Origin of the sequence: Hydrogenovibrio sp. SC-1, assembly GCF_002848135.1 — a bacterium.
GTDB lineage: Bacteria > Pseudomonadota > Gammaproteobacteria > Thiomicrospirales > Thiomicrospiraceae > Hydrogenovibrio.
On record NZ_PKGB01000008.1, the window covers coordinates 13,980 to 39,676 of the forward strand.

At 43.8% G+C, this 25,697-nt stretch carries 25 protein-coding genes; 10 read left to right on the forward strand and 15 right to left on the reverse strand.

The genetic code is table 11. From position 1 onward, the window contains the following. Positions 1–32 precede the first annotated feature (32 nt). Complete coding sequence (gene tyrS / locus CYQ88_RS05855; RefSeq protein WP_101840425.1) at positions 33–1,226, reverse strand: tyrosine--tRNA ligase; 1,194 nt, start codon at positions 1,224–1,226, stop codon at positions 33–35. A gap of 48 nt (positions 1,227–1,274) precedes the next feature. Then, entirely contained in the window at positions 1,275–2,222 is a 948-nt protein-coding gene (locus tag CYQ88_RS05860) for a dihydroorotate dehydrogenase (protein ID WP_101840426.1), read from the reverse strand. 28 nt (positions 2,223–2,250) lie between these two features. Here CYQ88_RS05860 and CYQ88_RS05865 point away from each other — a divergent pair, with 28 nt between their 5' ends. Beyond that, positions 2,251–2,715, forward strand: coding sequence for a tRNA (cytidine(34)-2'-O)-methyltransferase (locus CYQ88_RS05865; RefSeq protein ID WP_101840427.1), 465 nt, complete (start codon positions 2,251–2,253; stop codon positions 2,713–2,715). A gap of 22 nt (positions 2,716–2,737) precedes the next feature. Here the strand turns inward: CYQ88_RS05865 and CYQ88_RS05870 are convergent, their stop codons facing one another. Genes CYQ88_RS05870 through CYQ88_RS05885 form a run of 4 tightly spaced genes read right to left on the reverse strand, consistent with a single transcriptional unit; the run spans position 2,738 to position 5,002 of the window. Continuing rightward, the gene (locus CYQ88_RS05870; RefSeq protein ID WP_101840428.1) at positions 2,738–3,781 is read right to left on the reverse strand and encodes an NAD(P)H-dependent glycerol-3-phosphate dehydrogenase; all 1,044 of its coding nucleotides are present in this window, start codon (positions 3,779–3,781) and stop codon (positions 2,738–2,740) included. A 22-nt stretch (positions 3,782–3,803) separates the two neighbouring features. Next, on the reverse strand, positions 3,804–4,268 hold the full coding sequence (secB, locus tag CYQ88_RS05875; protein WP_101840429.1) for a protein-export chaperone SecB: 465 nt from the start codon (positions 4,266–4,268) through the stop codon (positions 3,804–3,806). A gap of 30 nt (positions 4,269–4,298) precedes the next feature. After that, complete coding sequence (locus tag CYQ88_RS05880; RefSeq protein WP_101840430.1) at positions 4,299–4,556, reverse strand: glutaredoxin domain-containing protein; 258 nt, start codon at positions 4,554–4,556, stop codon at positions 4,299–4,301. Further along, on the reverse strand, positions 4,553–5,002 hold the full coding sequence (locus CYQ88_RS05885) for a rhodanese-like domain-containing protein (protein WP_101840431.1): 450 nt from the start codon (positions 5,000–5,002) through the stop codon (positions 4,553–4,555). Before CYQ88_RS05885 ends, CYQ88_RS05880 begins: the two co-directional genes overlap by 4 nt. Positions 5,003–5,151: 149 nt before the next feature. Here CYQ88_RS05885 and gpmI point away from each other — a divergent pair, with 149 nt between their 5' ends. From gpmI to CYQ88_RS05900, 3 genes are all read left to right on the forward strand, one after another. Continuing rightward, positions 5,152–6,717: a 2,3-bisphosphoglycerate-independent phosphoglycerate mutase gene (gene gpmI / locus CYQ88_RS05890; protein WP_101840432.1), complete on the forward strand. Its 1,566-nt coding sequence runs from the start codon at positions 5,152–5,154 to the stop codon at positions 6,715–6,717. A gap of 253 nt (positions 6,718–6,970) precedes the next feature. Next, on the forward strand, positions 6,971–11,452 hold the full coding sequence (gene gltB, locus CYQ88_RS05895; protein WP_101840433.1) for a glutamate synthase large subunit: 4,482 nt from the start codon (positions 6,971–6,973) through the stop codon (positions 11,450–11,452). An 11-nt stretch (positions 11,453–11,463) separates the two neighbouring features. Continuing rightward, a complete protein-coding gene (locus CYQ88_RS05900; RefSeq protein ID WP_101840434.1) occupies positions 11,464–12,876 on the forward strand; it encodes a glutamate synthase subunit beta in 1,413 nt (470 codons plus the stop codon). Positions 12,877–13,028: 152 nt separating this feature from the next. Here CYQ88_RS05900 and ccoS read toward each other — a convergent pair whose 3' ends face one another. The 9 genes from ccoS to ccoN form a co-directional block, all read right to left on the reverse strand. Beyond that, a complete protein-coding gene (gene ccoS / locus CYQ88_RS05905; RefSeq protein ID WP_101840435.1) occupies positions 13,029–13,244 on the reverse strand; it encodes a cbb3-type cytochrome oxidase assembly protein CcoS in 216 nt (71 codons plus the stop codon). Beyond that, positions 13,245–15,752 carry a heavy metal translocating P-type ATPase gene (locus CYQ88_RS05910; RefSeq protein ID WP_101840436.1) on the reverse strand — a complete coding sequence of 836 codons (2,508 nt, stop codon included), beginning with the start codon at positions 15,750–15,752 and terminating at the stop codon, positions 13,245–13,247. Between the two features lie 8 nt (positions 15,753–15,760). Next, positions 15,761–16,300 (reverse strand): FixH family protein, encoded by a 540-nt coding sequence (locus CYQ88_RS05915; RefSeq protein ID WP_233188823.1) that lies wholly within the window; start codon positions 16,298–16,300, stop codon positions 15,761–15,763. Between the two features lie 74 nt (positions 16,301–16,374). Further along, positions 16,375–17,841 carry a cytochrome c oxidase accessory protein CcoG gene (gene ccoG / locus CYQ88_RS05920; RefSeq protein WP_101840437.1) on the reverse strand — a complete coding sequence of 489 codons (1,467 nt, stop codon included), beginning with the start codon at positions 17,839–17,841 and terminating at the stop codon, positions 16,375–16,377. 138 nt (positions 17,842–17,979) lie between these two features. Then, positions 17,980–18,111, reverse strand: a complete 132-nt coding sequence (locus CYQ88_RS11680; RefSeq protein WP_255408760.1) for a hypothetical protein — start codon at positions 18,109–18,111, stop codon at positions 17,980–17,982. A 62-nt stretch (positions 18,112–18,173) separates the two neighbouring features. Beyond that, a complete protein-coding gene (gene ccoP, locus CYQ88_RS05925; protein WP_101840438.1) occupies positions 18,174–19,073 on the reverse strand; it encodes a cytochrome-c oxidase, cbb3-type subunit III in 900 nt (299 codons plus the stop codon). Between the two features lie 117 nt (positions 19,074–19,190). Next, positions 19,191–19,373 carry a cbb3-type cytochrome c oxidase subunit 3 gene (locus tag CYQ88_RS05930; RefSeq protein ID WP_101840439.1) on the reverse strand — a complete coding sequence of 61 codons (183 nt, stop codon included), beginning with the start codon at positions 19,371–19,373 and terminating at the stop codon, positions 19,191–19,193. Continuing rightward, positions 19,366–20,190, reverse strand: a complete 825-nt coding sequence (gene ccoO / locus CYQ88_RS05935; protein WP_101840440.1) for a cytochrome-c oxidase, cbb3-type subunit II — start codon at positions 20,188–20,190, stop codon at positions 19,366–19,368. Before ccoO ends, CYQ88_RS05930 begins: the two co-directional genes overlap by 8 nt. An 80-nt stretch (positions 20,191–20,270) precedes the next feature. Next, the gene (gene ccoN / locus CYQ88_RS05940; RefSeq protein ID WP_101840441.1) at positions 20,271–21,701 is read right to left on the reverse strand and encodes a cytochrome-c oxidase, cbb3-type subunit I; all 1,431 of its coding nucleotides are present in this window, start codon (positions 21,699–21,701) and stop codon (positions 20,271–20,273) included. A gap of 387 nt (positions 21,702–22,088) precedes the next feature. Between ccoN and hisB the strand changes: the two genes are divergently transcribed. From hisB to CYQ88_RS05970, 6 genes are read left to right on the forward strand one after another with little or no spacing between them, the layout of a single operon-like run. Beyond that, on the forward strand, positions 22,089–22,676 hold the full coding sequence (gene hisB, locus CYQ88_RS05945) for an imidazoleglycerol-phosphate dehydratase HisB (protein WP_101840442.1): 588 nt from the start codon (positions 22,089–22,091) through the stop codon (positions 22,674–22,676). 3 nt (positions 22,677–22,679) lie between these two features. After that, a complete protein-coding gene (hisH, locus tag CYQ88_RS05950) occupies positions 22,680–23,321 on the forward strand; it encodes an imidazole glycerol phosphate synthase subunit HisH (RefSeq protein ID WP_101840443.1) in 642 nt (213 codons plus the stop codon). Between the two features lie 9 nt (positions 23,322–23,330). After that, positions 23,331–24,071: a 1-(5-phosphoribosyl)-5-[(5-phosphoribosylamino)methylideneamino]imidazole-4-carboxamide isomerase gene (gene hisA, locus CYQ88_RS05955; RefSeq protein ID WP_101840444.1), complete on the forward strand. Its 741-nt coding sequence runs from the start codon at positions 23,331–23,333 to the stop codon at positions 24,069–24,071. An 11-nt stretch (positions 24,072–24,082) separates the two neighbouring features. After that, a complete protein-coding gene (hisF, locus tag CYQ88_RS05960) occupies positions 24,083–24,856 on the forward strand; it encodes an imidazole glycerol phosphate synthase subunit HisF (RefSeq protein ID WP_101840445.1) in 774 nt (257 codons plus the stop codon). Beyond that, positions 24,853–25,209, forward strand: coding sequence for a phosphoribosyl-ATP diphosphatase (locus CYQ88_RS05965; RefSeq protein WP_101840446.1), 357 nt, complete (start codon positions 24,853–24,855; stop codon positions 25,207–25,209). Before hisF ends, CYQ88_RS05965 begins: the two co-directional genes overlap by 4 nt. A 13-nt stretch (positions 25,210–25,222) precedes the next feature. After that, positions 25,223–25,543, forward strand: coding sequence for an HIT domain-containing protein (locus CYQ88_RS05970; RefSeq protein ID WP_101840447.1), 321 nt, complete (start codon positions 25,223–25,225; stop codon positions 25,541–25,543). Positions 25,544–25,697: the final 154 nt, after the last annotated feature.

Here is a 25,697-nt window from a genome sequence, read left to right on the forward strand (position 1 = left end):
TTTTTTGTGTGGCTAATGCTATTTAATGGCATTTAAGCTTGAACCGTAATCCGGGCGAATTTGCGTTTGCCGACTTGATAAACGGCCGCATCACAGGCTTCTACCAAGGCTCGGCTATCGGTAACTTTTTCACCGTTACATTTCACGGCATTTTGTTTGACCATGCGATGGCCATCTGAAGTCGACCCAACCAGTTCTGCTGCCTTTAACAAGTTGGCTAGTGGCATCACTTCGGTAAAAGTGAATTCCGGCATTTCATCTGGAATGGCATTTTTTGAGAAGCGGGTTTCAAAGTCTTTTAAAGCCGCTTCAGCAGAAGCTTTATCGTGGAAACGTTCAATCAGTTCTAATGCCAATTTGATTTTAATATTGCGAGGGTTTTCCCCTGCTTCAACCGCAGTTTGATAACCGGCAATGGTTTCTAGGCTTTCAAAGCTAAGCAGTTCGTAGTAACGCCACATCAGCTCATCTGAAATCGACATCACCTTACCAAACATATCATTTGGCGCATCTTGGATACCGATATAGTTGCCAAGGGATTTAGACATTTTCTGTACACCATCCAACCCTTCTAAGATCGGCATGGTTAACGTACATTGTGCAGGTTTGCCATAATGTTGTTGCAGGGTACGCCCCATCAACAAATTGAATTTTTGGTCGGTTCCACCTAATTCGATGTCCGCTTCAAGCTCAACCGAATCATAGCCTTGCACCAACGGATACAGAAATTCATGAATGGCAATCGGCGTATTGGATTGGTAACGATCCCCAAAATCATTACGCTCCAGCATCCGCGCAACCGTGGTGGTGCCCGCTAATTGAATCATGTCTGCAGCGGTGAGTTTTGACATCCATTCCGAGTTAAACACCACTTGGGTTTTTTCTGGATCTAAAATTTTAAAGACTTGCGTTTTATAGGTTTCGGCATTTTTTAAGACGTCTTCTCGAGATAACGGTGGACGCGTGGTGCTTTTACCGGTTGGATCACCAATCATCGCGGTGAAGTCTCCAATCAAAAACAGCACTTGATGCCCCAAATCTTGGAATTGACGCAATTTATTAATTAGCACGGTATGTCCAAGGTGCAAATCCGGAGCCGTAGGGTCAAAGCCCGCCTTTACTCTTAAAGGGGTGCCTTTTTCTAATTTTGCGATCAGTTCTTTTTCAACTAAAATTTCTTCAGCGCCACGCTGAATGACCGCTAATTGTTCTGCTACTGTTTTCATTGAGATTCTCGTTTCCTAATGTGTGTCTTTGGGGTTCTCAGTCTGCGGTTATCCGCACAGAACCGTATCGGTATTTAAAGTGAGTTTGCCAGTGATTTCGGAGACTGACTGATAGCCGTATCGTTGCATATAGCGGGCAATCCCTTTATTGATTTTCTTGACCAGTAACGGGTCTTTGGCTAAAGCCGTACCGACCGCGACCATGGAGGCGCCTGCCAATAAAAATTCAATGGCATCGTCGGCACAACTAATGCCGCCTAATCCAATAATGGGAATTTGATGTTGCTTCGCGACTTGATAAATTTGATGCACCTTGAGCAATGCCACGGGTTTAATGGCTGGACCCGACAAGCCCCCTTGGTTATTTCCTAAGGTTGGTTTGGCGGTATGAATATCAATTTGCATACCCATTAAGGTATTCACAGCGGATAACATATCGGCCCCGGCATCAATCACGCGCCTTGCCCCTTCGGCAATATCGGTTTGATTGGGGGATAACTTAACGATCAATGGCTTGGTGGTGCTTTTACGACAGGCTTCAACGACTTGTGCCGCCATATCCGGATCATTACCAAATGCCGCACCGCCCTTCTTTACATTCGGGCAAGAGATATTCACTTCAATGGCAGGTAGATCGGTCTGGTCAAATAAACGCACCACTTCGGCATATTCCTCTATCGAGGAGCCAGACACATTTATAATAAATTGTGATTGGCTTAAGTCGCACTTTGGTAGATAATCCTTTATCACAGCATGGGCACCAGGATTTTGTAACCCAATTGAATTCAACAATCCGCTAGGGGTTTCCATGACTCTTTCGGGTTTATTGCCCAATTTAGGCTCTAGGGTAGTGCCTTTTAAAAACACGGCGCCCACATCTCGATTAGAGAACCCGGAGACGGATTGATATTCAAACCCATAACCGGCATTACCCGAAGCCATAGCAACCGGGTTACGAAATGTTAAACTGCCGAGTTGAACCGATAAATCGACCAATTTTTTTCACCTTAAAAAGTTATTAACCATGATTCATATCATCTTATACGAACCTGAAATTCCACAAAATACTGGCGCGCTGATTCGTCTCAGTGCCAATATGGGCGCACATCTACACTTGATTCAGCCTTATGCCTTTGACCTAAGCGAAAAGAAAGTGCGTCGTGCTGGTTTAGATTACGCTGAATTGGCAAACTTGCATGAGCACGAAAGCTTAGAAGCCTGTCTTGCAACGGTACAACCCAATCGGGTGTTTGCATTGACCACCAAAACAACCCGCTATTATACCGAACCTGAATTTATCGATGGGGATGCTTTTTTGTTTGGCCCTGAAACGCGCGGATTACCGGCTTCGGTCATTGAAAGTTTGCCAGAAGCACAACGTTTAACCATTCCAATGATGCCGGGTGGCCGCAGTTTAAATTTGGCGAATGCGGTGTCGGTCGTCGCTTATGAAGCCTGGCGACAACTGAACTTTGATATGACACTTTAATCGCTAGAAAACATTTAACACGTTATTCTTGCTCCGCACGCCCTTCTCGATCCATTAAGGCTTTCACTGCGGCTTTTGCAGAGCATTCACCTGTCACGATTCGATAAACCTGCTCCATAATCGGTAGCTCTAACTGGTGTTCTTCCGCCAGTTTTTTAACCGATTTAACGGCTTTAACGCCTTCCACGACTTGACCAATCTCGGCCATAATCGCATCCGGTTTTTTCTGATCACTGGCCAATACCAAGCCAAACCGACGATTGCGCGACAAATTATCCGTGCAAGTCAGTACCAAATCGCCCAGGCCTGATAAGCCCATCAGGGTTTCTGGATTGGCACCCAAAGCAGCGCCTAAGCGCATCATTTCCGCCATCCCACGGCCAATCAGAGCTGCTCGGGCATTGGCGCCCAACTGTAACCCATCAGACAATCCAGTGGCAATCGCCATAATATTTTTATAGGCGCCGCCAATTTCTACGCCGACCATATCGGATTGGGTGTACATCCGAAAACGATCACTGCGAAAAGTTTCTGCCCAATATTCAGCTTCATCGGCATCTTCTGAGGCACTGACCATCGCGGTGGGGAGCCCCTTGGCGACTTCTGCCGCAAAAGTTGGCCCGGACAAGACAGCCATCGGTTGCGCCTCACCCCAAACCTGTTGTGCAATTTGATGCAACATCAAACTACTTTCTGGCTCAAACCCTTTGGTGGCCCAAGCTAAGTGAGGCAGCGGCTGTGATTGAAACTGCGCCTTAACTTGCATCAGGACCGACCGAAATGCTTGACTGGGCACAACCACCAATACGGCACTAGCTGATGCCATAGCTTGATTCAAATCGGCTGAGATCGCGAGACCTTCAGGAAATGGAATATCTTTTAGATACCGTGTATTTTCTCTGTCCGCAGCCAAGTGCTTAGCATGGTCAGGCTGATGCGTCCACAGCACCACCTGCAACCCTTTACGGGCTAGATGAATCGCTAATGCGGTTCCCCAGGCACCTGCCCCGACAACCACGATTTTTTGTATCGTTGGTTGGCGGTTCATTGGACGTTGTTCTGGCATTTCAATGGGGTTCGTGTCAACACTACTGTTTAGTGGCTTCTTGAGCTTGGGCCTGTTGCTGCTGCATATGCTCTGCATACATGGCATCAAAGTTCACTGGTTCAACCAGTAATGGCGGGAAGCCACCTTTTGTCACCAAGCTGGAAATCGCTTCACGAGCGAATGGGAATAAGGCACTTGGTGCCTGCACACCAATTAAATAATTGGTTTCACCTTCGTCAAATCCGGCAATGGTAAAGACACCCGCTTGCTCAACTTCACATAAAAATGCAGTTTTATCGTCTACTTTCGTCGTTGTTGTCACTCTCAAAACAACATGATAAACATTCTCTTCTAAAGTACGACTTTCAACATTTAAATCAATTTCCAACTGAGGCTGTGTTTGCTGAGTAAACACTTCAGGGGCATTTGGTGATTCAAATGACATATTACGGATATAAATTTTTTGAAGATTAAAAAGTTTTTGTGGCTCTGCAGCTTCTGACATGATTGGTTTCTCTTTAGTTAAATTGGATTATTATTCAGTTAAATATTGATCGAGTTGGCCCGAGGCATCGGCCGCGGAAAGGTCATCAAAACCGCCAACATGGTGAGACCCGACATACACTTGCGGCACGGTTTTGCGACCGGTTTTGTGTTCAAGCAATTCCCAATCGCCACCAATATCAATCACTTCATAACGCAAGCCCTTACCATCCAATAGGCGACGAGCCATATTACAAAATGGGCAGGTTTGCGTTAGGTAAATTAAAATTTCAGGTTGAACTTGACTCATTTTGCATCCCTTTTTTGTTTCTTTTTTGAGATGGGTTTATTCAAGGGTAGCCCAGCATTTTTCCACGCCATAACGCCACCGGATAAATTATTCACTTTCGTAAAGCCAGCTTTCACCAACTGTTTGGCAACCGAAGCCGAACGGGCACCCGACTGACAATAAACCAAAACATCATCTGACTGATGCGTTTTCAGTTGTTCGATCTGATTCGTTACTTCTGCAGCGGTCATATTTTTGGCTTCACCGATATAGCCTGTTTTGTATTCAGCTTCGGAACGAACGTCCAACACCCAAGCGCCATTATTATAGAGGCGCACCGCCTCTTCCGCGTTGACGCTTTGAAAGCCGGACAACTTATCCCCAAAATAACTCATTATCAGCATGGCGATAATGACGCCCAGCGCTACAAATAGTAAAATTTGCTCTTCCACAAATTCAATAAACATTCACATTTCCTTAATCAGCATCATTCAAAATTCAAAGCTAATGATTTTAACAGTGAAACTGGTTACAATAAATGACAATTTTAAAAAAATAGCCGTTATCACTCAAACATCGACTATTGAACAGACCATTTTTCTCAAAAGGAACCTATATGACTAAGGATGTGCAACTTACTAACCGACCGACTGGATTGATCATTTTAGACGGCTGGGGCTACCGTGAAGCAACCCAACACAATGCCATTGCACAAGCTCACACGCCAAACTGGGATCAACTCATTAACACCCATCACCACACATTGATTAATACTTCCGGTATGGCGGTCGGTTTGCCGGATGGTCAAATGGGGAATTCTGAAGTGGGTCACATGAACCTAGGTGCTGGTCGCGTGGTTTACCAAGAGCTCACCCGCATTCAAAAAGATATTGATGATGGCCGCTTCTTTCAAAACAATGCGCTGTTAAAAGCAATTGACTCGGCAATTGACCGAGATCGTAAAGTCCACATTCTTGGGCTACTGTCTGATGGTGGCGTCCACTCACATATTGATCACATTAAAGCCAGTGTCAAAATGGCACATGACCGTGGTGCTGAAGTGTTGGTTCATGCCTTTACGGATGGTCGTGATACAGCGCCTCAAAGCGCCATTCAATATATTGAAGAACTGGAAGCCTTTATGGCAGAACTCGGTGGCGGACGCATTGCATCAATTACGGGTCGTTATTATGCACTTGACCGCGATAATCGTTGGGAAAGGGTCAAGCAAGCTTATGATGTTATCACCTGTGGCATCAGCGACCTTGAAGCAGCTACGGCAAAAGAAGCCGTAGAGAAAGCTTACGAACGTGGTGAAAATGATGAATTTATTCAAGCGACGGCTATTCCACGTCCAGGTGGAAAGCGCCAACGTGTTAAGGATGGTGACTCGATCATCTTTATGAACTTCCGTTCAGATCGCTCTCGGCAATTGACCAAAGCCTTTATCTTTGATGACTTTGCCGACTTCCACCGTTGCAAAACGCCTGTTCTATCAGCTTTTGTCACGCTGACGGAATATAAAAAGAATTTTGAAAAGTTTGGTGCACTGATCGCTTATCGTCCAACCAAATTACGAAACACCTTTGGTGAATATGTCTCAAAACTGGGCTTAAAGCAGTTACGCATTGCCGAAACAGAAAAGTATGCCCATGTTACTTTTTTCTTTAACGGCGGGGTCGAAGAACCTAACGCGAATGAATACCGCGTATTGATTAATTCCCCTCAGGTGGCCACCTACGACTTACAGCCGGAAATGAGTCTCGCGGAATTAACTGAAAAACTGATTCATGCCATTCGCTCTGGTGAATATGACACCTTTATTTGTAATATCGCTAATCCTGACATGGTCGGCCATACCGGCGATTTTGAAGCTTGCGTAAAAGCAGCCGAAGCCGTTGACAAAGCACTTGGCGAAATCCTAGCGGCGTTAAAAGATGTGAACGGGGAAGCCATCGTTACCGCAGACCATGGCAATATGGAGATGCTGTTTAATGAAGAAACGGGAAAACCTTTGACATCTCATACCACCTTCCCTGTTCCGCTTGTCTATTTTGGTGAAAAGGATTACCCACTCAAAACAGACGGCGCCTTATGTGACGTCATTCCAACCTTATTAGATATGATGGGGATCGGCGTTCCAGAAGAAATGACTGGTAAATCACTGATTGATCGAAGCTAACCATCAACCCAGTGCAACCCGATAAAAACAACCAGGCCTGGTTGTTTTTATCCCCTTAAATCTGAGTAAAACCACCGTCAGGACCATTTTTGAACCAATGGTCATGGCTTGCTTTCGCTTGTTGAAAAAAGTATAATTTCGCACCATTTTAATTTTTGCGCACTCAGATACCTAAAATTACCCTCAACAGTGCCTTTATAGCCTCTCGTCAATCACGCTCGGTTATAAATGTTTACAGACAGGAAACTGAATTATGAATTCACTCAACAGCTTACAAGGTCTATATTCTCCAGAATTTGAAAAAGAGAACTGTGGCTTCGGCATGATTGCCCAAATGGATGACAAACCAAGCCATTGGGTCGTGCAAACAGCGATTGAATCCTTAGGTAATATGACACACCGAGGCGGTGTAGCAGCAGACGGCTGCACGGGCGATGGTTGTGGGCTGTTGATTAAAAAACCAGATGCCTTTTTACGCCTTGAAGCGAAAAATCTAGGCTTCTCTTTGGATGAGAATTATGCCGTCGGCATGGTCTTTTTAAACCAAGACCCTGACTTGGCTCAAACCGCAAAAGATACCCTGACTCGGATTTTGGCCAATAAAGGTTTGACTGTCGCGGGTTGGCGACAAGTCCCGGTTGATTCATCAGTGCTGGGCGCGCAAGCAGCGGGAATGGAACCCAAAATTGAACAGGTTTTCATTAATACCCCGGCAGAGCTCTCTGATGGTGACTTTAACCGTAAGCTTTTTGTCGCCCGTCGCAAAACCGAAATGCAACTTGAACCGCAAGATGCGACCTTCTATATCGCCTCTTTGCACAGCCAACTCATCTCTTATAAAGGCTTGGTCATGCCGAAAGAGTTGCCAGAGTATTATTTAGACCTGAAAGCAGATCACTTTGAATCTGCGTTGATTTCTTATCACCAACGTTTTTCAACCAATACGTTGCCTCAATGGCGTTTGGCACAGCCTTTCCGCTTCTTGGCACATAATGGTGAATTGAATACGATTAAAGGGAACCGCAACTGGGCCTTGGCGAGACAAGGTAAATTTGCAACCCCTTTAATTCCTGACTTAGCGGATCTTAAGCCATTAGTAGCACAAGAAGGGTCTGACTCTAACTCACTGGATAATATGTTAGAAGTGCTGATGATGGGTGACATGCCTGTCTTCCAAGCATTGCGTCTATTAATTCCACCTGCTTGGCAGAACATGCCGCACATGGATCCGGACTTAAAAGCATTCCTTGAATATAATTCGATGCATATGGAACCTTGGGATGGTCCAGCGGGTATGGTTATTAATACCGGGAAATATGCAATTTGTGGTGTAGACCGTAATGGATTGCGTCCAACACGCTATATGATTACCAAAGACCGTCATATCACATTTGCTTCTGAAATCGGTGTTTACCACTATGAGCCCGAAAATATTATCGAAAAAGGTCGTCTTAAGCCTGGACAAGTGATTGCCGTTGACTTGGAAAATGGCACCCTGCTCAAGCCAGAAACCATTGATGCCAACTTAAAAGCCGCCAAGCCCTATCGCGAATGGATGGATAAAGGCTATATGCGTTTGGAAGAAAAACTGAATGCAGACGCCAAATTACAAGGCTGGACGAGCAACCAAGCGGATCTGTATCAAAAATATTTCCAGATGAGCTTTGAAGAGCGGGATCAAGTGATTCGCGTTTTAGCCGAAGCGGGTCAAGAAGCCACCGGTTCCATGGGCGATGATGCACCGCTACCCGTGTTTTCACACAAACAAAGATCGGTTTTTGACTACTTCCGTCAAATGTTTGCCCAGGTGACGAACCCACCAATTGATCCTTTGCGCGAAAACATTGTCATGTCATTAAACACCTGTTTTGGCCGCGAACTGAATATGTTTGACGAAGGTGAAGCGCACGCACGTCGCCTTGAAACTCAGTCGCCGATTTTATCTCCTGACATGATGAATCAACTCACGGCACTGGATCATGAAGATTACCGCCATCAGCGTGTTTCTCTTCACTTTAACCCCAATGAACAAGATTTAAAGTCAGCTACGATTTCTGTTTGTAACCAGGTTGTTGATGCCGTCAAATCAGGCGTTACGTTAATTATATTGACTGACCTTAACCCAGAATCCGACAAAATCACCGTCCCAGCGGCAATGGCGACTGGTGCGGCGCATCACCGCTTAATTCAGGAAGGTTTGCGCCCAGAAGCCAATATTATTATCGAAACCGGTACAGCTCGTGATCCACATCACTTCGCTGTCTTATTTGGTTATGGTGCAACCGCTGTTTACCCTTATTTAGCCTATGAAAGTATTCAGGACATGCTCAATTCGAAAGAATTGGATAGCAAAATGACAATTTCGGAATACATCAAAAACTATCGTAAAGGGATTAATAAGGGGCTATTTAAAATCCTTTCAAAAATGGGGATTTCAACCATTACATCTTATCGTGGTTCTCAATTATTTGAAGCCGTGGGCTTACACCCTGAAGTGGTTGATTTATGCTTTAAAGGTACGCCAACGCGTATTGGCGGGACCGCCTTTGCTCACCTACAGGAAGATTTGGCAAAAACAGCAAAATATGCCTTTAACCCGCGTAAATTCTTACAACCTGGCGGCCTGCTCAAGTATGTACATGGTGGTGAGTACCATGCCTATAATCCAGATGTGGTCAATTATCTTCGTGAAGCCGTGCAAAAAGGCGATCAACAAGCTTATAACCAATTTGCGAAATTAGTCAATGAGCGCCCTGCCATGACCGTGCGCGATTTGATTACCTTTAAAGAGGGCATCAAGTCCATTTCATTGGATGAAGTTGAGTCGAAAGAATCGATTTTTAAACGATTTGATTCTGCAGGTATTTCATTGGGTGCCCTATCACCAGAAGCGCATGAAGCCTTAGCCATTGCCATGAACCGCATCGGTGCACGCTCTAACTCAGGTGAAGGGGCGGAAGATCCAGCACGTTACGGAACCGAAAAAGTTTCAAAAATCAAACAAATTGCTTCAGGACGTTTTGGCGTAACCGCTCATTATCTGCGCAATGCCGAAGTCATCCAAATTAAAGTCGCGCAAGGTGCGAAACCAGGTGAAGGCGGACAACTACCGGGTCACAAAGTCGATGCGACCATTGCCAAGCTTCGTCACTCAGTAGAAGGCGTTACCTTGATATCGCCACCACCCCATCATGATATCTACTCTATCGAAGACTTAGCGCAGCTGATTTTTGACTTAAAGCAAGTCAACCCAAATGCGTTAGTATCGGTTAAGTTAGTTGCCGAACCAGGCGTTGGAACCATTGCAGCGGGTGTTGCCAAAGCTTATGCCGACCTAATTACCATCTCAGGTTATGATGGTGGTACCGGTGCTAGCCCGTTAACATCCGTCAAGTATGCGGGAAATCCTTTTGAAATGGGCTTGGCTGAAACACACCAAGTCCTGCGTGCGAATGATCTACGGGGTCAAGTCATTTTACAAGCCGATGGCGGTTTAAAAACCGGTTTAGATGTGATTAAGGCAGCCATTCTTGGAGCGGAATCCTTTGGATTTGGAACCGCACCAATGATTGCACTCGGTTGTAAGTATTTACGAATTTGTCACTTGAACACTTGTGCCGTTGGCGTTGCAACACAAGATGAACGCCTAAGAAAAGAACACTTTGTTGGTATGCCAGAAATGGTTATTAACTACTTCACCTTTGTCGCGGAAGAAACGCGCCAGTGGATGGCAAAATTGGGCGTCTCTCGCCTTGAAGACCTTGTTGGCCGCGTTGATTTGTTGAAAGTCATTGATGAGCCCCTAACGGATAAGCAAAGAAACATTGATCTTTCTGGCTTTATTTCAGATGGAGGTGTTCCAAAAGACAAACCTCAAACGGTACAAGTTGCTCGTAACGAACCTTGGGATAAAGGCACGATGGCGGAAACCATCTTGGCAGAAGTGTTACCAGCGATTGAAAGTCAGTCAGGTGGCAGTTATGAATTTAATCTAGTCAATACCGGACGTTCTATTGGCGCACGCGTCGCAGGGGAAATTGCTCAACGCTACGGCAACAGAGGAATGAAGCAGACCCCAATTACCCTAAGATTAACGGGTGTTGCGGGCCAATCTTTTGGTGTCTTTAATGTGGATGGTCTGAACCTGCACCTAACGGGCGATGCCAATGACTATGTTGGTAAAGGCATGGCTGGCGGCGAAATTGTAATTCGCCCAGCAGACAATGCGGCATTTGATCCTCATTTGACACCAATTGTTGGGAATACCTGTTTATATGGTGCGACCGGCGGTAAGCTACTTGCAAATGGAACCGCTGGCGAGCGCTTTGGGGTTCGTAACTCAGGTGCGACGGCGGTTGTTGAAGGACTAGGCGATCACGGCTGTGAATATATGACTGGCGGTTGTGTGGTCAGTTTAGGTCCTGTAGGTGTCAACTTTGGTGCCGGCATGTCTGGGGGCATGGCGTTTATTCTCGATACAGAGAATACCTTAGCTGATCGTTTGAATACGGAAATGGTGGAAGCAATTCGCATTGATACCGAATCGACTGAGCCTTACCAAGTATACCTACGTGAACTGCTAATGGAATATGTTGCTAAAACCCAAAGCGCTTATGGACAAACCGTGCTAGATCAATTTAGCCGTTACCTCAATCAATTCTGGTTAGTGAAGTCGCGCGCAATTGGTGTGGATAAACTATTAGGCTTGTTTGCAAACTGTGCGGATGGAGAATAAGGAATCGAATCATGGGAAATGTTAGACAATTTTTAGAACTCGACCGTCAGTTGCCAGAAAAGAAACCGGCAATGGAGCGCAAGCAAAATTTTGGTGAGATTTACACAGCTTTTGATCCTCAAAAAGCCGTTGCACAGGCGGATCGCTGTTTGCATTGTGGTAATCCCTATTGTGAGTGGGCCTGCCCAGTTCATAATTACATTCCAAACTGGTTAAAACTGGTTGCTGAAGGCAATATTATTGAAGCTGCAGAGCTGTCGCACCAGACAAACTCTTTACCTGAAATGTGTGGCCGTATTTGCCCTCAAGATCGTTTGTGTGAGCAGGCTTGTACGTTGGAAGATACCAATTTTGGTGCGGTGACCATTGGTGCGGTTGAAAAATACATTACTGATACGGCCACTGATATGGGTTGGACGCCAAACCTAGACCAAGTCACTATGACGGATAAAACCGTTGCGATTATTGGGTCAGGCCCTGCAGGATTGGGTTGTGCGGATATTTTAATCCGTAATGGTGTGAAACCGATTGTTTATGAAAAAGAACAAGAAATTGGGGGATTACTGACATTTGGTATTCCACAATTTAAACTCGATAAAGAGATTGTTTTAAAACGTCGTCGGATATTAGAAGGCATGGGCGTTGAATTTCATTGCAATACCGAGATTGGAAAGGACATCAGCTTTGATACGTTGTTAGAGAACCATGATGCGGTGTTTTTAGGAATGGGCACCTATCAGCCGATGGCAGGTCGTTTTCCAGGTGAAGACCTACCTCAGGTCTATAAAGCCTTAGACTTTTTAATCGGCAATGTTAAGAACGAACTGGATCTTGAACAAACGCCTGAACCTTTTGTGTCTATGAAGGGTAAACGTGTAGTTGTTCTCGGTGGTGGTGATACCACTATGGACTGTACGCGTACTTCTATTCGTCAAGGCGCTTCAGAGGTTTTCTGCGTTTATCGTCGTGATGAAGCCAATATGCCTGGTTCACGCGCTGAAGTAAAAAATGCCAAAGAAGAAGGTGTCCAGTTCAAATTTAACCTGGCGCCGGTTGAAGTGATTTCTGACAACGGCCAAGTAGCTGGATTAAAAGTCATACAGACAAAGATGGGCGAGCCGGATGAAAATGGCCGTCGTCGTGCTGAAACCGTAGCAGGCTCAGAAACGGTTATTGATTGTGATGCCGTTATTGTCGCGTTTGGTTTCCAGCCAAACCCGCCAGCTTGGTTTAAAGACTTCAATATTAACTTAACCGACTGGAAAACCGTTGTTGCTCAGGAAACCACTGAGTTACCTTTCCAGACATCTAATCCGAATGTATTTGCCGGCGGTGACATGGTACGCGGTTCTAGTTTGGTAGTACACGCGATTGCGGAAGGTCGTAAGGCGGCTGAAGGTATTTTAGACTATCTAGACGTTTAAATTATCCTGCCGAACCATCCTAGGTACTAACCTAAAAAAAACCGTCAATTTGACGGTTTTTTAGTATTCAATCTCAGCAAACTTGACCAGGCCTGCCGTTCCCTTAGGCTAAATTCTGTCTTTGGGTACACAATATACCCTTTTGGACCTGGTTATTTTAAATCCTGTTTTTGCTCTGTATCTGCCGCATCTTCACTAGAATTCGATGACTTTTGTTTTAAGTCGAACTCATCATCCTCCATAAAAATACTATTAGCAGCGCCATCTAAGTCATCAAATTGACCGGATTTCGCCATCCAAATAAACACCAACACCACTAAAAACCCGACAAACAACACGATGGGGATTAACCAATAGACCACTTCCATTTATTTTTCTCCTTGTTGCATTGCTTTATGCGCGATTTTTCGGCGCTGTTCGATGGCTTTCGGACTAAAAAACGTTCGAAGTCTTGCTGCATTGCCAATAACCACCAGACTACTCAATGGCATGGTAATGGCCGCAATTAAAGGGGTCAATAAAGCTGCCATCGCTAGCGGAACCATGGTGATATTATAGATAATTGAACTGGCAATATTTTGTTTGATGGTTTTCAAGGTGCGCTCCGACAAGGCAACGGCCGTATCCACTGAGCGTAATTCATTATTTATCAATACCAGATCCGCACAATCCATTGATACATCTGTTCCAGACCCTAATGCAAAACTGACATCTGCTCTCGCCAAAGCGGGAGCGTCATTAATCCCGTCTCCAATCATCGCCACCTTTTCCCCAGTTTTTTGCAAGGCTTCAATGGTCGCATACTTTTGCTCAGGCAACACTTCAGCCATAACTTCCATCCCGCCTAAACGCTGAGCGACGGTTTCTGCAACTTCCTGACGGTCGCCACTTAGCAGAGTCACCCGCTTTCCTCTTTGTTTTAATCTAAATAGGGTCTCTGCCGCATCTTCTCGTATTTCATCTTCTAAGAACAGGATGGCAACGATCTGTTCGTCTTGCGCTACCCACACGCTGGTTTGTCCGAGTCGAGCCTGTTGTTCTTCTTGGGCCACTAATGCCTCAGGTAAATCAATCCCATAATTTTGTAACCAATGGGCGGTGCCGATTAAATAGTGCGATGCGCCTTGCTTTGCTTCAACCCCTTTCCCAGGATGTGCCTGAAACCAATGAGGTGCTTTATGGAGGTGTTTCAAATGATGATAACGCTGTTGAAGCCCTGTGACAATCGCTTTTGCGACAGAATGCTCCGATTGCTGCTCGATCGTTAAAATCGCTTCTATCAGTGTTTGATTCTCATCATTACCCATTAAATCTAATGACATCAGCTGCATCTGACCTTTGGTCAAAGTCCCCGTTTTATCAAACACAAAGTGGTCAATACTATTTAGTATTTCCAGTACTGCACCATTTTTAATCAAAATACCATTTTGAGCCGAAACCCCTGTGGCAACAGCCGTAGCCATAGGGGTCGCCAAACCAAATGCACAGGGACAGGTAATAATCAGTACGGCCGTTGCTGCAATCATAGCCGTCTCAAAATCCAATTTGATCATCCAAAAACTGAAAGTGATCACTGACAAAACAATGACCGTTGACACAAACCAAGGCATAATTTTTTCTGCCGTACATTGGATAGGTGCCTTCGACCCTTGTGCATCTTCAACCATGTGAATAATGCGACCTAATGCTGTATTCTGAAGGATATTCTTGACTTCGATGGAAAGCGCACCATCCAAGTTTAATGTTCCTGCTGACACTTTATTTCCAGGTTGCTTATAGATCTCACGAGACTCTCCACTTAGCATGGACTCATTAACATTACCCGCACCTTTGACAATGGTGCCATCAACAGGAAACTGATCACCTGGTTTTACAAATACGATCTGACCCAGTTGTAATTTACGAACCGGCACTATCTCAATTCCCTCAGCGGTTTCCAAACGAGCCACTTTTGGTTGAAGATCCATCAATCTTCGTGAAGAATCAATGGCCTTGTTCTTAGAAATCGTTTCGAGGTAACGCCCTATCAGAAGTAGGAACATGAAATCAATCATGGTGTCATAGTAAGCATTACCTGAATGGGTTGGATCAATCGTAACCCAGATACTATAGAAATAGGTGACCAATAATCCCAGTGATATGGAAACATCCATACCAACCGTTCGGGATTTTAAAGAGGTATAAGCCCCTTGTAAAAATGGCTTTCCTGAATAACCTAATGCCATTGTGGCAATAATAAATTCAATCCAATGAAAATATTGCCTAAAACTCGAATCTTGATCAGCACCTGTATAGAGTGCAATTGAGAACCACATGACATTCATCATGGCAAAACCGGCAAATCCTAACCGGTATAACAAATCACGATTGGCTTTTCGAAATGCTTCATCACTGACAGAAGCATCATAAGGAATCGCGTCATATCCAATGCGATTGAGGGATTTGATAATATCTGAGAGCTTAGTTTGATGGTTATCCCAACGGATCTTAATTTGTTTATTAGTGAAGTTCACTTTAGCCAGTTTAATGCCATCCACCTTCGCAAGTGTATGTTCAATCAACCAAATGCAAGCTGCACAATGAATGGCTTCGGAAACCAGTGTGATTTCACGCTGTTGGGTCAAACCCTCGACATACTGAGATTGCACTTCATCATAATCAAAGAACTCAATATCTTGAGTAGGCGGAGGTGGCGGAGAGAGTAACTCGCCTTCTGGCGTTCGCCGATAGAAACTTTCCATTCCCGCTTCATGGATGGCATCACAAACCCCTGCACATCCATGACAGCAAAAATTTCTAGACGTATTTTGTATGGCAATCTGAACGGTTTCACCCGAAGGAATTGGTTGTCCACAGTGGTAACACGACTCAGCCATATAAAAACTTAGGGAGCCTCTTTAACCATAATTGATCGGCCTAGATTATAGACTTCTTCACCTTTAGTGACTTCCATAACCAAGTCGTACTTACCTTTAATCGGTAAATTTAATACGCCCTGATAAATGCCCTTTTCTCCTATCGACTGTAATAGTAGCTCACCGTCATACTTAATGTTGGAAGGGCGATAGTAATACAGTACGGCTGTATCAACGTCAAAAAGTTGTCCGGACTCATCCATCATTTTTAAAGTCACGACCTGGTCTTTTCCAGCAACCGGAATCGGTAGATCAATCTGCATCTCCCATCCCAATGATTCCATGTGCTTACGTCGTTCAAGAATGGAACTCATATTCTTCCCTTTTTCATAAAAATCCGGGACGGTTAAGCCAGGGGCGGTGACAATAGCCATGCTAACCATAAAAAAATTAACGCTCAATACAATGATCATAATGGCGAACCAAAAGATAACAAATGGGTTTTTCCAAACCACACTCCAATCTTTCTTTTTCAAACTCGGTGACGCTTGCAAATTAGAATTGTCCAACGGTCTCTCTCCAAAAAAAAAGGCTCAACAGAGCCTAATATTATACCCGAAACATTTCGATAACTTTATTAGCCTTATCGAATTCTTGGGCCGATAAACATACTGTTATAGATTTCTTTTACTTCTGGGTTATTGATATCCTGAACATTGATTTGAACATCCGTATTTTGTTCTGTTAATGTTTTTTTAGGGATACGAACCAATAATGTCGCTGTTCCAACGTTACCAGGTTCAACATGCACGACCTTATCGACAATAAACACTAAGCCTTCAGGACCACTGACCTTGATTTCTGCATCAAGTTGTTTGTCTGATTTATTAACGACCTTAACATAGTATTTATTCTGAATCGATCCATCACTCATGGCGACAAACAATGGTGCTCTCTCATGAAGTACCTTCACATCTAGTGGCGACATGGTTGAGATACCATAGACAATTGCCGCTAATGCAAAAGCCATAATACTGGTATAGGTAATGACTCTGGGACGCTTATAAAATGGGACAAATGGCTTACCAGCGAATTCTGCAAGAGAGGCATATCGTATAAGTCCTTTTGGCTTTTTAACCTTTTCCATAATCGAATCACAAGCATCGATACAAAGCCCACAAGTAATACAACCAAACTGCTGACCTTTACGGATATCAACGCCAGTCGGACAAACTGCAACACATAAATTACAATCGATACAGTCACCAAGTTCAGGCGCTTCCTCTCCTTCCTTAACTCGTTTCATACGACCACGAGGTTCACCACGATCATAATCATAAGTTGGCACAACAGATTCCGTATCAATCATTGCCCCTTGAATCCGCGCGTAAGGGCAAAAACCAATACAGGTTTGTTCACGTAAGAAGCCAGCAAAGAAAACCGTAGCACCTGCTAGCGATAAAATAATGGTCGTCTCTGTAGACGTCCAATCCAAAGTAAATAATCTCGACCAAAGATCTAACGCTGGGTCAAAGTACGCAACAAAGGTGAAACCCGTTAAAAAGCCAATTAATCCCCATGCAATCCACTTTGGCAGTTTGATTCGGAATTTCTTAAAACTAATCGGTTCTTTATCCAGTTTCATGCGCTTATTGGGTAAGCCTTCAACCTTTTCTTCAATCCAAGTAAACACATCCATCCAAACTGTCTGAAAGCAACCATATCCACACCACATACGCCCGGCTATGGCGGTTGTTGCCGCTAAGAGAAGGGCATAAAACAGTAAGATCATCGCAAGTACCCATACATCCTGCGGAAGTACGGTAATACCAAAAATGTGGAATTGGCGACCTTCTAGATCAAACCAAATGGCTTGTCGACCATCCCATTGAATATATGGTCCAAAAAAGAAAAATAACCAAACCGATGCAGCCCACCACTTCAGGCTACGGAAGGTTCCAGGCATTCTTTTAGCATGCACTGTCCCTTCTGTATGAACGGTCAAATACTCTACACCAATATGTTGTAGGTTCTTATTTGAAGTATCAAGATCATCAAGCATCGATTTAACGGGACCAGTTGATGAGTTGGACTTTGGTTCTTCAGACATAATAACTTCCTTATGGAAACGTAACAATCGTGGGATTCTAACCAATATAAAGGGGATCAATCACAAATTTTATTTATCAGGCCTTATAAACAAAAAAACCCGGTATAAAAACCGGGTTTTTTTGATATGGCTAAGCAATTACTTATCGTCACCTTCTAGGCCATTCATTCCTTTAAAGGCCTTTAAACCGAAGCCAATAATTGTTACTACAGCGAAAACAACACAAAGCACAACACCGTAGAATACCCAATCATTATTTAATTCATTCATTTTTGAACTCCTTAACTTAAAAATTCAGTTAAGGCTGGCTATGCACCAGCCTAACAAAAATGTTATTGACCACCACCAAGAGAGTGAACATAAACGGCCAAGCGTTTAATGTTAACATCCGCATTTGGTAAACGACCTTTAAAGGATGGCATAACAGCTTCACGTGTATCCGCTGTCAATTCGCCATTTTTCTTAACATTAACACCATAAGTGATGGTTTTGATAACTTGATCACGTTCACCACTGAATCTCCAGATGCTATCTGTTAAGTTAGCAGCACCAGTCAATGCTAAAGGCTTACCTTTAGGACCATGACAAGCAACACACATACCTTTTGCAAAAACGCCTTTACCCGCCGCAACAGAAGTATCTTCTCCACGACCTTGACTTAATGCAATAACGTAATCAGCAACTTGCTCAATTTCTTGATCCGTTAGGTTACCCATCATACCACGAGCAGGCATATTACCTTGGCGCCCGTTGGTAATGGTGGTTTTGATGGTAGAAACTTTACCGCCATATAACCAATCATCATCCGCTAGCACTGGGAAGTTTGGATTACCTTGACCACCCGAACCATGACAAGCTGCACAGTAATCACCAAACAGTACTTTAGAAGTTTTAACCGCATACGTCTTTAGTTCATCGTTCTGAAGAATTTCTTCAACAGATAAAGCCGCTAACTGCTCTTCCTGACCAGCAAATTTCTTTTCACGCCAATCATTCAGGATCTTATAGTCTTCATGATACTCTTCCATTGCAGTCCAGCCGGCAACACCTTTTGTGTAAGAGCCAGGTAACGGAATCGTTGGATAATACAATGCATAAAAAACAATCATTATAAAACCTGCGTAGAAAGATAGCATCCACCAAAGCGGTGGTGGGTTATCTAGTTCACGTAGATCATCATCCCAGATATGCCCAGTATTTCCTTCATCAGGCCAAGGGTTGTTATGTGCCATAGGTTATTCTCCTCAGAATAAATTATCTTTCGTATTCATTCAATTCGTTATTAATGCCATTAAAATCGGAAACAAATCCGAATTCTTTTAGCAAATTAATTTCATCGAAATGAACAATTATTCATCATCTAGTATTTTGTATTTTTGTTTCTCAAGTTGCTTTTTCTGGCTTGGGCGCAAGGCCCAAACAAACGCAACCAGCATTCCAATAAATACAGCTACAGTAATCGTCAGACCAATCCAGTCTGACGAGGTCATTGCTGACCAGTCAGTTGTGAAATAGTTTTCTACCTTACTCACGATAAACTTTACTGTCGTCAAGCGTTACCATTGTGCCTAGCACTTGAAGATAAGCAACAATTGCATCCATTTCGGTATGACCCTCAATAGCCGCATCTGCATTTGCAATTTCTTCATCTGTGTAAGGAACACCTAGTTTTCTCATTACAGTCAAACGTTTTGCCATATCACGTTTGGTTCCGAAGAAACTTGCTGATACTTTATTATCAGCAAGCCACTTATAAGAAGGCATAACGGATTCTGGAACCACATTCTGCGGACGCATTAAATGCATAACGTGCCATACATCAGAGTATTTTCCGCCTACACGAGCTAGATCCGGACCAGTTCTTTTAGAACCCCACTGCATTGGATGATCATACATAGATTCTGTTGCTAGAGAGAAATGGCCATAACGCTCACGCTCGTCACGGAAAGGACGAATCATTTGCGAATGGCAAATATAACAACCTTCACGTAGATAAATATCGCGACCAGCTAATTCTAGCGGAGTATAAGGACGAACCCCATCACCTGCTTTCCAATCAGCAATCACCCAGTTACCATGTGAATCCTGCTTATAAAGAGCCTTATCAGAAACTAATTTACCATTAGCATCCTGCGTAAAGGTACGTTCCCAAACAAGTTCTGGGAATTTTTCATTTTTAACATTCCCGTACTCATCGGTTTTTTCAGTGTAGTCCATTGTTTCTTGAATATAAAACAACGGTACAATTTCAACTATCCCTGCAATGGATACCAACAGGGCCGTAAACAAAAACAAACCAAAGATGTTTTGTTCTAATCGATCTTCAAAATTTTTGGGTCTATTTGCCATGAGTCTATTACTCCTCAAACTCATAATTTCTATTTCTAGAGCGATTAGCTTGTAATCGCCCAAGTCTCAGCATAACGGGTTTAAGCGTTTGCAGTTGCACCTGCTTGCTGTCTTGCATTCGCTGTACGAATAGTCATAACAACGTTATAAAGCATGACGGCAGCACCAGAGAAGAATAAGAAACCACCAACAGCTCTCATTACATAATATGGGTGCATTGCAGCAACAGACTCAACGAATGAGTAAGCCAAAGTACCATACTCATCATATGCACGCCACATTAGACCTTGCATAATCCCTGATACCCACATCGCAACAACATAGAACACAGTACCGATGGTTGCCAACCAGAAATGGAAGTTGATGAGTTTCATAGAGTACATTTCAGTGTTCCATAACTTCATAACCATATGATAAAGCGCACCGATTGAAACCATTGCAACCCAACCTAACGCACCAGAGTGAACGTGTCCAACAGTCCAGTCAGTATAGTGAGAAAGCGCATTAACGGTTTTCGCAGCCATAACAGGCCCTTCGAAAGTTGACATCGCATAGAAAGCCAAAGAGATAATTAAGAAACGTAAGATATAGTCTGTACGCAGTCTATCCCAAGCACCTGATAAGGTTAACATCCCGTTTAACGCACCACCCCATGAAGGAATGATCATTGCTAAAGAGATAACCGCACCAAGTGAACCGGTCCAATCTGGAAGTGCTGTATATTGAAGATGGTGAGCACCCAACCAAACATAACCGAAAGTTAATGCCCAGAAGTGAATAACAGACAAACGATAAGAGTAGATAGGACGTTGAGATTGCTTAGGAACGAAATAATACATAATCCCCAAGAAACCAGCTGTCAGGAAGAAACCTACTGCGTTATGTCCCCACCACCATTGAATCATGGCATCTTGAACACCAGAGAACAATGAATATGAACGGAACAAAGATACTGGAATCGCTAAACCATTTACAACATAAAGGTAAGTGATCATGATCATCATACTTAGGAAGAACCAGTTCGCTACATAAACGTTTGGATGCGTTTCTTTATCACGAGAAGCGATCGTCATCACAAAGTTCAAGGTATAAAGGGTCCAAACAAAGGCAATTGCAATTGCTAAAGGCCATTCTTGCTCGTGATACTCTTTACCCGTTGTAATCCCTAAAGAGATAGTAACAACAGTAGCTAACAATCCAATTGTAAATAGGATCGCGGTTACCCAAGCCATCCCATTACTCCATAGACGTACACCATTTGTTCTTTGAACAATATAAAAAGCTGTCGCCATCAATGTCATACCACCAAAGGCAAAAATAACCGTATTGGTATGCATAACACGAAGTCTTGCAAAAGTAATTTCTGCAATATCTAAATTTAACGCTGGCCAAGCCAATTCCGCTGCTGCGTAAGTCCCTAAAAAGGTCCCTAACACCAGAAACGTAATCGCACCAACAGTTAAGTACTTCACCACACCATTATCATATTGTGGTTTTACTGTAGTATCCATTAGCTGGAATCCCCCTCTTATTTTCAAATTAATCAACTCTTACCCTTGAAGTTACCACTTAAGATTAAAAGCCGGTTCCTCAAGGCGCATTATAAAAGGCTCTTAATGCGCCAACCAGCCAATCCCTTGCTAAAACTTAATTCAAATCAATAAACAGATGCAAATCAGTTTCGTGATAACGCTTCAGATAAGACGAATATCAAAGTAATCGAGGGAATTATCGCAAAAAATCCACGATGTTTTCATTTTCCGCTACAAATTTTTTTTATAGCCATCATTAGGTATAACTAATCAGCCGGCTTCGAACCATGTTAAGACCCCATTTTTTAAAAAAAAAAGATATAATGTGCAGTCTTTAAATACTGCTATTTATCAAAGAGAGCGATTATGCGTCAAGCCAGCGTCGAGAGAAACACCCTTGAAACTCAAATTCAACTTACCGTTAATTTAGATGGAAGTGGTCAAGCAACGCTTTCAACAGGTGTTCCTTTCTTAGAGCACATGCTGGATCAAATTGCGCGCCATGGCCAGATTGACCTAACGATCAATGCACAAGGTGACAACCACATTGACGACCACCATACTGTCGAAGATATCGGTATTGCTCTAGGCATGGCGATCAAAGAAGCCGTAGGCGATAAAAAGGGCATCAACCGTTATGGACATGCTTATGTACCTTTGGATGAAGCCCTATCTCGAGTGGTTATTGACCTATCTGGACGACCTGGATTAGTTTTCGAGGCGGATTTCACGCGTGCCAGCATTGGCACTTTTGAAACTCAACTGGTCGCAGAGTTCTTTCAAGGGTTTGTCAATCATGCTCAAGCCACCCTTCATATTGATTGCCTAAGAGGGCAAAATGCACACCATCAAGCTGAAACCATTTATAAGGCCTTTGGTCGAGCGTTACGCATAGCACTCACACAGGATCCAAGAATGGCGAATCAACTACCTTCTACTAAGGGAGCTCTGTAATCCATGTCTGATCAAAAGCTGATCACCGTAGTGGATTATGGCATGGGGAATCTGCGCTCGGTTGCAAAGGCAGCGGAACAAGTCGCTCCAACAAACACCCGCATTCTGATAAGCCAAAAATCTGAAGATATCGAAGATGCCGATGCGGTTATCTTCCCAGGGCAAGGCGCGGCAAAAGCCTGCATGCAAGCACTTCAAACCAGCGGGATTGATCATGCCGTTGTCAAAGCGGCCTCCGAAAAGCCTTTTCTAGGCATTTGCATGGGATTACAGGTTCTCATGACGGACAGTTCTGAAAACCAAGGGGTTGACTGCCTCAACCTTTTTGAAGGACACGTCAAGGCCTTTGACCTCCATGATTATCCAGAATTAAAAATCCCACACATGGGCTGGAACCAAATTCATCAAACCCAAGCCCACCCGCTTTGGCACCAAATCCCTCAGGACAGTCGTTTTTACTTTGTGCACAGTTATTTTATTGAACCAGAAGACACTTCTATCATCAGTGGCACTACCACCCATGGAACGACATTTACCTCTGTAGTTGCACATAATCATTTATTTGCAATTCAAGCCCATCCTGAAAAAAGTGCACAGGTAGGCTTACAGCTATTCAAAAACTTTCTGAATTGGAACCCACAATAAAGGAACCTCATGTTACTAATTCCTGCAATAGACTTAAAAGACGGAAACTGCGTCCGATTACGCCAAGGCCTTATGGAAGATGCAACTGTATTTTCTGGTGACATTGTTGCCATGGCAAAACGCTGGGTTGACCAAGGAGCCAGACGACTCCACATGGTCGACTTGAACGGTGCTTTTGCGGGAAAACCAGTCAACGCACAAGCTGTTTACCAAGTCCGTGAAGCTTTTCCAGAACTACCGATTCAAATTGGTGGCGGTATTCGCGACCTAGAGACCATTGACGCCTATTTAAGTGCCGGAGTCAGCTATTGTATTATTGGTACCCAGGCAGTTCATCACCCTGAGTTTGTGGCTGAAGCCTGTAAAGCCTTTCCTGGACACATTATGGTCGGACTCGATGCAAAAGAAGGTATGGTCGCCATCAATGGCTGGGCAGAAGTGACTGACCATAAAGTCGCTGAACTGGGAAAACAGTTTGAAGACGATGGCGTTGAGGCCATTATTTATACTGACATTGGTCGTGATGGCATGATGCAAGGAGTCAATATTGAAGCAACCCAAGCTCTCGCGAAAGCGCTCACTATTCCAATTATTGCATCAGGGGGTATTACTAACCTTGAAGACATAAAAGCTCTCTCCAAGATTGAAGCCGATGGCGTCACTGCAGCCATTACCGGAAGAGCCATCTATGAAGGCACTTTGGATTTTAAAGTGGGTCAAACACTTTCCGACCAGCTTTCTCAACCTTAAAGGCACTGCGAATGAGTTTAGCCAAGCGCATTATCCCCTGTTTAGATGTCGACAATGGCCGCGTTGTCAAAGGCGTTCAATTTGTTGATATCCGAGATGCCGGCGATCCAGTTGAAGTAGCTAAGCGCTACGACCAACAGGGTGCGGATGAAATTACCTTTTTGGACATCACGGCAACAGCTCATGAACGGGACACGATTGTTCATGTGGTTGAAGAGGTTGCCAATCAAGTGTTTATTCCGTTAACCGTTGGCGGTGGTATCCGCTCACTTGACGATGTTAGAAAAATGTTGAACGCTGGCGCCGATAAAGTCGCAATCAATTCTGCCGCCATTTTCAATCCAGGCTTTGTCAAAGAAGCTTGCGATACCTTTGGCTCTCAATGCATTGTGATCGCGATTGATGCCAAGCAAGTTGAAACGCTGGGAGAAGTGCCTCGCTGGGAAATATTCACCCATGGCGGTCGCAAACCAACGGGCATTGATGCCATTGAGTGGGCTCAAAAAATGCAGGCATTGGGTGCTGGTGAGCTACTGGTCACCAGCATGGATAAAGATGGGACAAAAAGTGGATTTGACCTCGCTTTAACTCGAACTATTGCTGATAGCGTATCAATTCCAGTTATCGCTTCTGGTGGCGTTGGAACATTGGAAGACTTATGCGATGGCATTACTGAAGGCCATGCCGAGGCAGTCCTGGCTGCCAGCATTTTTCACTTTGGCGAACATACGGTTGGAGAAGCGAAACGCGTCATGCAACAACAAAATATTGAGGTACGACTATGAGCAACAACATTCTATCAGAACTGGATAAGGTTTTAGCCGAGCGAAAAACCCAGTCGCCTGATAGCTCTTATGTAGCCAGTCTTTACCACAAAGGGCTCGATCAGATTTTAAAAAAAATTGGCGAAGAAGCAACTGAAACGGTTATGGCAGCAAAGGACGTCGCCCAATCTGACAACAAACAACCCTTAGTCTATGAAGTCGCTGACTTATGGTTTCACACTTTAGTACTATTATCACAACAGGGCAGTTCGAGTGACGCTATACTGTCCGAATTACAAAAACGCTTTGGCTTATCCGGCCATGAAGAAAAAGCGAGTCGTTCAAAAAACAACTCATCCTCCTTGAAAAATTAACTGGGAAACAACCATGACCACTGAAAAGAGCATCTTTAGCAAAATAATTGATCGAGAAATTCCTTCTGATATAGTGTATGAAGATGAAAAATGCATCGTGATTAATGACCTTTACCCTAAGGCCAAAACACATCTGCTTATTATCCCCAAAAAACCGATCAGCTCACTGTTTGACCTAGCACCAGAAGATAAAGATCTTATGGGACATATGATGTTATTGCTTCCCCAACTGGCACTAGCACAAGGTCTACAGGGTTTTAAAACCAAAATCCATACAGGGGAATCGGGTGGACAAGAAATTTTTCACCTACACATTCACCTTTTAGGTGAATAAGCTCTGCTCTAGAAGCATCTGTTGAGTCATTAAGGCTGAAAAAATTGAATTTTTGAAGAGTATTTAATCGCTGCAAATCATTCAATTTATTTTAAATAAATCAAAAGTCTGATATTATTAGCATTTACTTATAAACAGACTCGTCAACCTGGAG